The organism is Selenihalanaerobacter shriftii, assembly GCF_900167185.1.
GTDB lineage: Bacteria > Bacillota > Halanaerobiia > Halobacteroidales > Acetohalobiaceae > Selenihalanaerobacter > Selenihalanaerobacter shriftii.
In genome coordinates this window covers 117263-129541 of sequence record NZ_FUWM01000003.1, presented here as the reverse complement: position 1 = coordinate 129541, position 12279 = coordinate 117263, and the positions used below count along the sequence as shown (strand labels likewise).

The following is a 12279-nucleotide window of genomic DNA, read 5'->3' as shown; positions in this document are numbered from 1 at the left end:
GAGTATAATAAATAATTAAATATAGTCCCCCCTTATTTTTGGGGTTTTTTGTTTAGGGAGGATAAAAGGAATGAAAAATTCACAAATTATTGCAATAATTATAATTTTTGTTATAGTAGGAGCTTTAGTAATTAATTTTAATTTGGATGCTTCTGATGGTAAATTAAAATCAATTTATGCAGGTTCTTTATTAAGTGTAATGGAAAATAAAATAAATCCTAAACTAGAAGAAAAATTTCAATTAAATGTGCAAGGAGAAGGTCATGGCTCACTTAGAGGGGCTAGAATGATTAATGAAGGATTACGTAGTCCTGATATTTACTTAAGTGCAGATCCAGCAGTAAATGAACAATTGTTATTAGGAAATAAAAATAGTGATTTAATTGATTGGTATTTGTCTTTTTTAAGTAATGAATTAGTAATTGCGTATAGTCCAGATAATCATTTCAAGAATGAAATAAAGAAAGTTACATCTGGAGATAAAGAATGGTATAAGTTATTATTAATGGATGGATTTCGTTTAGGTAGAACTGACCCAAATTTAGACCCTAAAGGATATCGAACTTTATTCATGTTAGATTTAGCTGCTAAATATTATGACCAAGATAATTTAAAGAAGAAAGTTTTAAATAATAATGAACAGAAATTAATCTTTCCAGAAATAGAATTAATGGCTATGTTGGAGACAAGTCAGCTTGATGCCGCTGTAACTTATAAGAATGAAGCTATTGAACGAGGATTACCATATATTAGTTTGCCTGATCAGGTTAATTTAAGCAATCCAAAGTATACAGATTTCTATGAAGAAGTTAAATATGCGACAGATAATAATGAGGTATTTAGAGGTAAGCCAATAATATATACTATTACTATCTTAAATGAATCTGAAAATAAAAGTGCAGCAATTAATGTTTTAGACTATATTCTATCAAATTCAGGTAGAGAGTTTTTTGTTAAACATGGTTTTAATGTAATTCCAATTCAATTCAAAGGAAATAAAAATGATATACCAGTTAAATTACAAAAATATCTTAAAGGAGAATTAGAGATTGATTAAGAGAATTAGTTTGTTTGAATTAGCCTTATATCTATTAGCAGGAGTAGCATTATTATTTATTAGTTTACCATTATTGAATTTAGTCTTTGAAAGTTTTTCTTTTATTGCATTATCAAAAATTTTGACTTCAGATTTTTATAATGCTATGCAAGTATCTTTAATAGCCTCTATAATTACTTTGATTATTAATATATTATGGGGTCTTCCTTTAGCTTATCTGTTAGCACGTAAGAATTTTAAAGGGAAAAGAATTTTACAAGCAATTATTTTCTTTCCAATAGTAATCCCTCCGATAGTTAGTGGAATTTTGCTTTTGATGATATTTGGACCTCGTAGTATAATTGGAGAAGTATTAGCTAGTAGTGATTTAAGGTTTACTGGTACTATTTGGGGAACTATTTTAGCTCAGACATTTATTACAGCTCCGTACTTAATTATTACTACGAAGATAGCTTTTGAGAAGGTAGACGAGAAGTTAGAAGCTGTTTCACTATTATTAGGTAAGAGCCAGTGGCAGACTTTTAAAGATATAACATTGCCTTTGGCTAAGAAGGGAATTATTGCTGGGATTTTATTAACTTGGATTCGAGCTATCGGTGAATTTGGAGCTACTATTATTTTAGCGTATCACCCTAATTCTTTACCGATTAGAATTTGGGTAGAGTTTACTAGTGGAGGACTTAATTCGGCTTTGCCGTTAGTAATTGGTTTAATTTTAGTAGTAATTTTTATATTGATTTTATTGAAATTGATCAGTGGTGAGTTAAAGTTAAGAACTTTCTAAAGTAGGTGAAATTATGTTAGAGGTTGATTTATATAAAAGATTAGGAGAGTTTGTATTAGATGTAGAGTTTTATTTAGATAATGAAATTTTAGTCTTATTTGGTCCTAGTGGTTGCGGCAAAAGTACTACTCTAGAATTAATTGCTGGATTAAAGACGCCAGACCGAGGTAAGGTTATTAATCAAGGAATAAACTTTTTCTTAAAAGAAGATGGTAAGGTTAAAGAAAATTTACCAATTAATCAAAGGAGAATAGGCTATGTTTTTCAAGATTATAGTCTTTTTCCACATCTTACGGCTTTCGAAAATATAGCATATGGTATTCACGGAAGTGACTTTACAAAAAAAGAAATTCAAAAGAAAGTTGATGAATTATTAACTGAATTAAGACTAAAAGGTTTAGCAAATCATTATCCAGATGAATTATCTGGTGGGCAACAACAGAGAGTTGCTATTGCTCGAGCTTTGATTGTAGAACCAGATATTTTATTATTAGATGAACCATTTTCTGCTTTAGACACGCTAGTTAGAGAGAAGTTAAGACAGGATTTGTTAAGAATTCATGGTGAATTTGGAATTCCTGTTATTTATGTTACTCATAATTTAACAGATGTTTTTGAACTAGCTGATCAAGTAGCGATTTATAATGAAGGTAAAATTGAGCAGTTTGGAGCTAAAGAAGAGGTTTTTTATAGACCAAGAACTAGAAATGTAGCTAGGTTTGTAGAAAGTAAGAATATATTTGATGTAGTAGTAGAAGAATGTAAATCAGAGATAAAATTAAGAAATGATAAATTTAATTTGATTGCAGTTTCTAATCAGAATTTCAATTCAGGAGAAGAAGTAGTAGTGGTTATTAGACCAGAATTTATAGATGTATTGACTGATATAGATGAAAATGTTAATCAAAGAAACTTCTATTTAGGTGTTTTAAAAAAGACATTATCTAAAGGAGCTATTACTAGACTTTTTATTAGTATTTTTAGTGAAGAGGATTATGATTTAATTGTTGATACTCCTACTGACTTTACTAATGAACACCGTTTAGGGGCTAAAATAGGAGTTAGATTAACTGCTGATTATATTCATATAATTAAATAGGAACAAATAAACTTCTCTACTAAACTTTAGTAGAGTTTGTTTAATTATGGAGCATTACAAGTGCGGAAATTAGAGGCATTAACTTAGTATACCTTAATTAATTGTGGCATAATATTAATGAGGTGATTAGTATGGATAAGAATAAGCTTAAAGTTTCTATTGCTGGTGAAGATTTAGAACCATTTGAGCCTAATAGGCTTACTAAAAGAGGTGGAGATGGATTTGAAATTAATGTTATAGTCAATAAAGACACTCTTGATTTAGAGGATTCAACGAGGGAAAAAATTAAGAAAAGGTTTACGACTAAAGTATTTAAGATTAATAATATGGAATTAGGTAAAATAAGAAAGGTTGCGGTTGATGAGGATACCATTGAATTTTATGTATCATTATATGCTAAATTTGAAAAATTATTAACTGATACTTCTAATGTAGAAGATATAGCAGAAGAAGAATCAAATATAATTGATAAACAGTTGCGAACTATCATTTTTAAATAGAACTTATTTGTTATGTAAGTAATTCATTTTTCATGAAAGAAACAATTAATTCATCTAGTTCTTGACTTTTATTTACTACTTCTTCATTATTAATATTATTAGTTTCTGTAGCTAAGTTAGTAAGTTCTGATTTTGTTTTATTTATTCTATTTTTTAGTTGTTGAATATTATACATTGTATGATGCCTCCTAATAATTCGTAATATATACCAAAAAATACAAATACCACTATGAATTATACAAAAAATAACTAAATTTTTCAAGAACAAATTAAATTTTATTTCAAAAATCGCTTTATGTAGAGATATTCTTAGTAAAAATGTGTTAATTTGAGATTTTACAATTATATGTTCTTTTATTCAGGGAGATTAGAGTAAATATAATTTAAAAAAATCAAATAGCTTTAATAAATAGTAAGAAGGGCTCTAATTAGAGCCCTTCTTACTATTTAGAATGATTATTTGACACTATAGTAATATTTTACTATATTAATAATAGTAACTGTTACTTATAATAAGTATTCATAAATAATAAAAAGGGAGGGGTTATTAGTGATTTGGCGAGATGGTCTAAAGATAGGTTTTAAGGAATAGATGAACAGCATAAAGAATTATTTAAACGCTTAAATGCTTTCATAAAGATAGTTAGGAAGAAAGGATTAGATACTCACTTCAATTTAGAAGAAAAAATTCAGAAGAAGTATAATTATCCAAATTATAAAGGACATCAGAGGATTCATGAAGAATTTAAAGTTAATATAGGAAAGTTTAAGAAATAATTCGAAGATGGAGAGTATGATGAAGACTAAAAACTTGCGGATTATATTGTCAGTAACTAGCATAAGAGCTATAATTATGGAGGTGATAAGATGAAGGCTAACTACATAGATTCTATTTTAATTGCTACTGATGAAGTGTTGGAGAATATGCTCCAATTAAAAGTTAATCAAGGAGAAATTGAGACTAAAGAAGACACAATTTCGACTAAAAAAGCTAACATTTCTATCAGTGTGACTGGTGATTTGAAAGGCTCTATTCTTTTTAGTTTTACTGAAGATATGGCATTAGAGATAGTTAAAAAGATGTCTGGTATGGAGATGGACGAGTTAGATAAGTTTGTTATGTCAGCTATTGGAGAATTGGCTAATATCATTAGTGGTAAGGCTATGACTAATCTGCATGATGGGGATTATACTTGTGATATTGCTCCTCCTCAAGTGATTATTGGTACGGATCAGACTATTTCCATGGGTTCGAAGAAGATATTATCTGTTCCATTAAATACTGAGATTGGTGAATTTGAAATTAATATTTCAATTACTAGAGTTTAAATAGATATATAAGTTTCTTTAAAATAAAATTACTATTAGTACATATAAGTATATATTTAAAAAGGTCCAAGGCATGTACATGCCTTGGACCTTTTAGTTTTAATATTACATTTAATTAATATGTGTATTATATTAAGAGTCTATAATAAATTATGATAGTATATTTTCAAAAAAAATAGTACCTATTTACTAATCGCAAACAGGTACCAAATGAAGAGAGGGAGAGGAAAAATTATTAACAATGTTATTTAATTCACAATTCAAGTATACCATATTTTATACTGATTGTAAATACATGTAACTAGAAAAAATAGTTTGTGTCATATGTCCTAGTAAATCCAGGACATATGTCCTTTTTAGATAAACTTTATTTTTTAACAAAGATTTAATATTCTTTTAATCTTTTTGCAAAAAAGCTATGCTATACTGTAATTGAAGTTAGTTGAGAGAGATTAAATTCTCAACAAAAAAACTTAAAACTCTAAGGAGGAGATTGGATTGTTTAATAAAAAAGGAATAGCATTATCTTTAGTATTACTTTTAGCGGTAGGAGTGGTATTTGGTGCTAGCGGACAAGTAGACGCTTGGTGGCCATTTGGAGGAGATGATAAAGAGGAACAAGAACAGACGTATGTTCAGGTGAAAGGTTCTGATACAATCGTTAATTTGGCACAGACTTTAGCTGAAGATTATATGACAGAGAACCCTGATTATTCATTAGCAGTAACTGGTGGAGGTTCAGGAACAGGAATCGCAGCTCTAATTAATGATAAAATTGATATTGCAGATGCTTCTAGAGCAATGAAAGACAAAGAAGTTGAACAAGCTAAGGCAAATGGTGTTAAGCCATATAGATTTGTAATTGCTATGGATGGATTATCTGTTATAGTTAATGAAAATAGTCCAGTTAAAGAATTAACTATTGATGAAATCGGTGCTATCTATAGAGGAGAGATTACTAACTGGAAAGAAGTTGGAGGGCCAGATAAAGAAATTTCATTATATGGACGTCAAAGCAACTCCGGAACATTCGTTTATTTCCGAGATAACGTATTAAAAGGTGATTATTCTGCACATATGAAGCGAATGAACGGTAATGCTCAAATTGTAGAAGCTATTAAAGCTGATAAGTCTGGAATCGGTTATGTAGGAATTGGATATGTAGTTAAGAATGGAAAGGTTGTAAATGGGTTAAATGTACTTAATGTAGCTAAAGATGTTAATTCTAAGGCTGCTAGCCCACTTAAACCAGAAAATGTTAAAACAGGTGCTTACCCATTAGCTAGACCATTAAATCAGTATACAAATGGTGCTCCAGAAGGAATAGTATTAGATTTCATTAAGTATGAATTAAGTGAAGAGGGACAGCAAACAGCAATTGAAGAAGGTTTCTACCCAGTAAGTCCTGAATATCAAAAGATTAATGAGAAAAACTTAAATAACTAATTATTTAAGGAGATTAAATATTAGAAATAAACCTAGCTTATCAATTGATAAGCTAGGTTTAATTATATATTGAGAATGGAGGGGTGAAAGGTGAAGATTTTTACATCTATTAAAGAAAGAGTTTCTGCATTTATTAATAAGAAGAAAACTAAAAGTATTAGTTTTCCAAAAAAAATTATCAACTTTAAAAAGATTAAGTTTAATTTTTTAGGTGATAAATTCAATAAGTTAAAATTCAAATATAAGTTAATTGTAAGTTTTTTAATTGTTATTTTAATATTTTTGTCAGGCTTTAGTATGAACTTATTCTTTTTAAATGAAATGAAAGATAATTTTGATACTTTAAAGACTGCTGGTAACAATATGTATTATGTTTTAAAATTATCAAATTTAGTTAGAGCTAAGTATATAGATGCTATTGATTTATCTAATAATGATGAAAGAGGGGTAGTTCACTTTAATAGGCATGAAAAAGAGATTCAAACTATTGCAAATAAGTTAAAGAAAGTTTTGAATACTAAACGAGAGAAGAACTTGTTTAGAGAATTGATGGAGCGAAATGTACCCTTTAATAAAATTTTTGAAGAAGAATTAATTCCAGTCTATAGGATAAAGAATGGTAAAGAGGTACCAGATTATAATGGAATAGTAAATTTCAGTGTACCAATGACTGCTATAGAAAATACTAGAGATGATCTTATTTATGCTAGTAATATGTTGAATTCTATCTTTACTAAAAGACGTCAAAATTCAGTAAAGACTTTCAGCCAAAATGTTAATTGGATTTATACTTCATCGATTCCTTTATTTATAGTAACTTTATTAATTTCCATTATAGTTGTAACAATATTAGAGAAGAATTTAGTAAATACATTACAGAAATTAGTTGATTTTAGTCATGAATTGGCAGCTGGAAATCTAAAAGTTGATAAGTTAGAAGTTAAAACAGAAGATAGGATTGGAGAGTTAGCAAAAGCTTTTAACTTAATGGTAGATAACCTTTCGAAACTAATTAATAATATCAAAAATACAGCCGATAGAGTAACTACATTTAGTAAAAAACTATCCACTTCTGCAATAGAGACTGACAATGCTATTGAGACTACTGTGATGACAGTAGAAGGAATGTCAGCTGGAGTACAGCAAGTAGCCAGTAGTAGTCAAGAGATTATGGAATTTGCTCAAAATGTTACTGATGTTGCTCATGCCGGGAATAAGAAGATTCATAAAGCAACAGATCAAATGGATAACATTAGTAGAGCAGTAGATCAAGTTTCTGAAAATATAGATGATTTAAATCAACAATCACAAGAAATTGGACAGATAACAGAATTAATTAATGAGATTGCAGATCAAACTAATTTATTAGCTTTAAATGCAGTTATTGAAGCAGCTCGAGCGGGAGAGCATGGGCGAGGTTTTGCTGTAGTAGCTGATGAGATTCGAAATTTAGCAGATGAAACTACAGAAGCAACGAAGAAGATTGATAATTTAATTGTTCAAAATAAAAAATATTCATCTTCCGCCATAGAAGCTATTCAAGTAGGACAAGAAGATGTAGCTGAAGGTGAAGAGATAATCAAAGAAGCTGGAGAGGCTTTTGCTCAAGTTGATAATTCAATTGATGAGACTGCAGAGCGTTTAGAGCAGACTACAGCTGCTACTGAAGAATTAGCAGCCGGTAGTAATAATGTATTAGATGCTACCAAAGAAGTTACAGATATTTCGCAAAAAGTTACTCTTTCAGCAGATAAGCTAGCTGTAATGGCTAAAGACTTAAATGACTTAATTCAAGAATTTAAAGTTTAGTAAGAATATGGACAACCCAATGGCTTAGGGGGGATAAGATGTTTAACAAAGTTAAAGGTTTAGTAGCACAAGTATTTGATAAAAGTATTTGTAGTGACTTAAAAGCGAATTTAACTGATGATTTAACAGGTTTACCTATTATCCCAGTATTTTATAATCAATTACATAAACATTTAATGCAAAAGAAGAATATTGGAATCGTTTATTTAGATATTATTAATTTTAGTAAGGTTGAAGAAAAGTATGGACAGCAGGTTTGTGAAGAGGTATTAGTTAGTGTAAGTAATATATTAGATGATGTTTGTGAAAAGCTATTAAGATCAAATAACAAGATAGGAATTAGTAATCGTGGTGGGGATGACTTTATTATATTTTTAGCAGGGTTAGATGATGAACAAAGTCAAGCAGAAAGATCTTTAAATTTAATAGCCAATAGAATTAAGTCAAATGTAGTAGTTAAGCTAAATGAAATAGACTATACTGAAGAAGTTTTAGATTTACATTTAGGCTATACAGTGATTATGAAAACTGAAACAACTAGAATAGAGAAGGTAATTTATAAAGCCATTAGAGAAGCAGAACAGATAGCCAAAGACCAAAAAACTAAAGAGTGGATGTACCGTCGGGAAATGTTAAATGAAATAATAGATCAAGAAAATATTCGAATAGTATACCAACCATTAATTTCGTTACAGACAGCAGAGGTAATAGGCTATGAAGCTTTAACTAGAGGGCCAAGAGGAAGTTGTTTTGAACGGCCTGATCGATTATTTAATTTTGCTAAAGAAACTGATTTATTATTGGATTTAGAAAGGCTATGTCGTAGGAAAGCATTAGTTAAAGCCAATAAATTTTTAGACGGTAGAAAATTATCACTAAATGTTAGTCCAGAAGTAATTGAAGTCGATGATTTTAAGAAAGGAATTACTCAGAAGATAATTTCTGAACTAAAAATAAATAATCAAGATATTATCTTTGAAATTACAGAAAAGACGGCTATTACAAATTTTAAAATTTTCCGTAAGACTCTTAACCATTATTCAAGTCAGGGTTATCAAATAGCTGTAGATGATTTAGGTGCTGGATATGCTAATTTGCAGACTATAGCTGAGTTACATCCTCAATATATAAAGCTAGATATGTCTTTGGTTAGGGATATTAATTCAAATCCTACTAAAGAAGCATTATTAGAAGCAATAGTTAACTTTGCTCATCAAGTAGATGCTAAAGTAGTAGGAGAAGGGATAGAGACTTATGATGAATTAGAGAGATTAATCGAATTAGGAGTAGACTATGGACAAGGTTATTTAATCCAGCCCCCCCTTTTGAAACCTAAGAGACTAGATAATAAATTAAAACATTTCATTAAATGGAAGAATAAAGAATTAAATAATATATTCACTATAGACGACTTAAGTATAGGAAATATTATTCGATATGATATTGCTTTACAAAAAGATGATTTAGTTGAAGAAGTTGTAAATTATTTTGAAAGGAATCAATGCTTAAATGGGATAGTAGTTGTCGATGAAGAAGATAGCCCTATAGGATTAATAATGAAGGATAAATTATATAATAAGTTAGGTAAAAGGTTTGGGGTACCGTTATTTATGCAACGATCGGTTGAATTAGTGATGGATAAGAATCCATTAATTATTGAAGAAGACATTTCTATTGAAGAAGCTTCAAGAATGGCAATGAGTAGAGGATATGATAAGATATATGATTATATTATAGTAACTAAGAACAGGAAGTATGAAGGAACTATTTCAGTAAGAAGGTTATTAGAGAAAATAACTAATTTGCAGTTAAATACAGCTCAAAATTCGAATCCTCTAACAGGATTACCAGGAAACACTTTAATTAACCAACGATTAGGCAAGATGTTAGATAATAACTTGGATTTAGCTATTCTTTATATTGATCTTGATAACTTTAAAGTATTTAATGATTATTATAGTTTTGAAAGTGGTGATTTAGTTATTAAGTTAGTAGCTAATATTTTAACAGGATTAGCTAAAGAAAAGGATTTTATTGGTCATATTGGTGGAGATGATTTCTTAATGATAATTGAACCTAAACGAGTAAAAGAGGTAGCTGAAAGGATAATAGCTGAGTATGAGAAAGAGGTTAAAAATTTAAACTTAAATGGAAATTTAAATCAACCAACGATTTCTATTGCAGTCGTAAAGACCATAGACTATAATTTGAAGAATCAATTTGAAGTCGGAAGAGTAGCTGCCCAATTAAAGGATAAGGTTAAGAGGTTAGATGGAAGTAATTATTTAATTAATATAGATTGAGTCAAGTTTTAACAAAATATTAACATTAATCTAAAGTTCTTGTAACATAGATTTGAGATAATTTAATTGAAGTAAAAAGTCAGGAGGTTTGAAATTTGAAGGATAAAAGAATTTTAGTAGTAGATGATGAAGAGAATATCTTAGAATTAGTAAATTATAATTTGGTTCAAGAAGGTTATCAAATTTATCTAGCTTCAAGTGGTAAACAAACATTAAATAAAGTAAAAGAGATTCTTCCTGATTTAATTATTTTAGATATTATGTTACCAGAATTAGATGGATTTGAAATCTGCAGAAAGTTACAAGAAGAAGTTGTTACTCAAAGGATTCCAATCATCTTCTTAAGCGCAAAGACAGATGTGGAGGATAAAGTAGAAGGGTTAGAATTAGGAGCTACTGATTATTTAACTAAACCTTTTAGTCCACGAGAACTAGTGTCTAGGGTAAGAGTTATTTTAAAAAGGTTAAATTCAAAGTCTTCCAAGCGGTCAAAGGATCATTTTAAGTATGGTGGTTTAACTTTAGATTTAAGGGGACATAGAGTTTTATTTAATGGTCAAGAAGTAGATTTAACTAATAAAGAATTTGATTTACTAAATTATTTACTTGATAAGTTAGGAAAAGCATGTTCAAGAGATGAAATATTAGAAAAAGTTTGGGGATATGAAACGTTTAGTAGTATTCGTACAGTGGATGTGCATATTCGGATGTTAAGAAAAAAATTTACTAAGTATAATATAAAACAAGACCTTATAATTGAAACTATACGTGGATTTGGGTATAAATTAGTTTGTAATAATAATACTAAAATTAAGAGTTAAATTTTTGTTAACAAAAATTTAACATGATCGTAATATAACTTTAACACTGAATTGTTATAATGAAACTGGTGAAAAAAATGACCAAAAAAATAATAGGAGGCTTAAGGATGAAAAATTTATTCAGTAAGAAAGCAATTATTTTATTAAGTATGCTAGTAGTTACAGGAGTATTTCTTGTAGGCTGTGGAGGAGCTCAGAATCAAGAAGGACAGCAACAGAGCTATGTACAAGTAAAAGGCTCAGATACAATGGTAAATATGGTACAAATTTTAGCTGAAGATTATATGGCTAAAAAAGAAGGGGCTTCACTTTCAGTAACTGGTGGAGGTTCAGGAACAGGAGTTGCTGCTTTAATTAATGATAAGGTGGATATTGCTAATGCCTCTCGAGTTATGAAAGAAGAAGAGATTAAGCAAGCAGAAGATAATGGGGTAGATGTTAAGAGGTTTGTAGTTGCTATGGATGGTTTAGCAGTAGTTGTTAATGCAGATAATTCAATTAAAGATTTAACAGTTAATGAGATTGGTCAAATTTTCAAAGGAGAAATTACTAATTGGAAAGAAGTTGGCGGACCTGATCAAAAAATTACTACTTATGGTCGTCAAAGTAACTCCGGAACTTTCGTTTACTTCCGTAATAATGTATTAAAAGGTGACTATACAGCTAATATGAAGCGAATGAACGGTAATGCTCAGATTGTAGAAGCTCTTAAAGCTGATAAAACAGGAATTGGTTATGTAGGAATTGGTTATGTTGTTAAGGAAGATAAAGTTGTAGAGGGATTAAACGTACTTAATATAGCTAAAGATGCTAATGCAAAACCTGCTAGTCCACTTAAAGCAGAGAATGTTAAGACCGGAGCATATCCATTAGCTAGACCGCTAAATCAATATACAAATGGTAAGCCGACAGGAGTTGTATTAGACTTTATTGAATTTGAATTAAGCGAAGAAGGTCAAGGAATAGCTATAGAGCAAGGTTTCTATCCTGTTAGTCCTAAATTCCAGGATCTTAATGAAAAGCATTTAAGTGAATAATTTTATAGTAAGTAGTAAATTTATTTAAAATATTTCAATGATTTAAGGAATTAAATGCAATAAATCCATGGTTAAATAAAGACTGGAGATTTTC

11 protein-coding genes are annotated in these 12279 nt (G+C 29.4%); 10 read left to right on the top strand and 1 reads right to left on the bottom strand.

Features of this window, described 5'->3' with window-relative positions; translation table 11 throughout:
- The first annotated feature begins 70 nt into the window (after positions 1-70).
- The 4 genes from B5D41_RS00575 (at position 71) to B5D41_RS00560 (ending at position 3440) form a co-directional block, all read left to right on the top strand.
- Positions 71-1057: an extracellular solute-binding protein gene (locus tag B5D41_RS00575; protein ID WP_078808651.1), complete on the top strand. Its 987-nt coding sequence runs from the start codon at positions 71-73 to the stop codon at positions 1055-1057.
- A complete protein-coding gene (locus B5D41_RS00570) occupies positions 1050-1841 on the top strand; it encodes an ABC transporter permease (protein ID WP_078808650.1) in 792 nt (263 codons plus the stop codon). The genes B5D41_RS00575 and B5D41_RS00570 overlap by 8 nt, the downstream gene beginning before the upstream one ends.
- Positions 1842-1854: 13 nt before the next feature.
- Complete coding sequence (locus B5D41_RS00565; RefSeq protein WP_078808649.1) at positions 1855-2940, top strand: ABC transporter ATP-binding protein; 1086 nt, start codon at positions 1855-1857, stop codon at positions 2938-2940.
- Positions 2941-3071: 131 nt separating this feature from the next.
- Entirely contained in the window at positions 3072-3440 is a 369-nt protein-coding gene (locus B5D41_RS00560; protein WP_078808648.1) for a hypothetical protein, read from the top strand.
- 10 nt (positions 3441-3450) lie between these two features.
- On the opposite strand, the gene B5D41_RS00555 is transcribed toward B5D41_RS00560, so the two are convergent.
- Positions 3451-3615 carry a Spo0E family sporulation regulatory protein-aspartic acid phosphatase gene (locus B5D41_RS00555; RefSeq protein ID WP_078808647.1) on the bottom strand — a complete coding sequence of 55 codons (165 nt, stop codon included), beginning with the start codon at positions 3613-3615 and terminating at the stop codon, positions 3451-3453.
- A 692-nt stretch (positions 3616-4307) separates the two neighbouring features.
- Between B5D41_RS00555 and B5D41_RS00550 the strand changes: the two genes are divergently transcribed.
- The 6 genes from B5D41_RS00550 (at position 4308) to B5D41_RS00525 (ending at position 12185) form a co-directional block, all read left to right on the top strand.
- A complete protein-coding gene (locus B5D41_RS00550; protein WP_078808646.1) occupies positions 4308-4769 on the top strand; it encodes a chemotaxis protein CheX in 462 nt (153 codons plus the stop codon).
- Positions 4770-5267: 498 nt separating this feature from the next.
- Entirely contained in the window at positions 5268-6215 is a 948-nt protein-coding gene (locus B5D41_RS00545) for a PstS family phosphate ABC transporter substrate-binding protein (protein ID WP_078808645.1), read from the top strand.
- A 90-nt stretch (positions 6216-6305) separates the two neighbouring features.
- Positions 6306-8024 (top strand): methyl-accepting chemotaxis protein, encoded by a 1719-nt coding sequence (locus B5D41_RS00540; RefSeq protein ID WP_234983854.1) that lies wholly within the window; start codon positions 6306-6308, stop codon positions 8022-8024.
- Between the two features lie 38 nt (positions 8025-8062).
- Positions 8063-10327 (top strand): EAL domain-containing protein, encoded by a 2265-nt coding sequence (locus B5D41_RS00535; protein ID WP_078808644.1) that lies wholly within the window; start codon positions 8063-8065, stop codon positions 10325-10327.
- Positions 10328-10422: 95 nt separating this feature from the next.
- A complete protein-coding gene (locus tag B5D41_RS00530) occupies positions 10423-11148 on the top strand; it encodes a response regulator transcription factor (protein WP_078808643.1) in 726 nt (241 codons plus the stop codon).
- A gap of 107 nt (positions 11149-11255) precedes the next feature.
- Positions 11256-12185 (top strand): PstS family phosphate ABC transporter substrate-binding protein, encoded by a 930-nt coding sequence (locus B5D41_RS00525; protein ID WP_078808642.1) that lies wholly within the window; start codon positions 11256-11258, stop codon positions 12183-12185.
- The last annotated feature ends 94 nt before the right edge of the window (positions 12186-12279 follow it).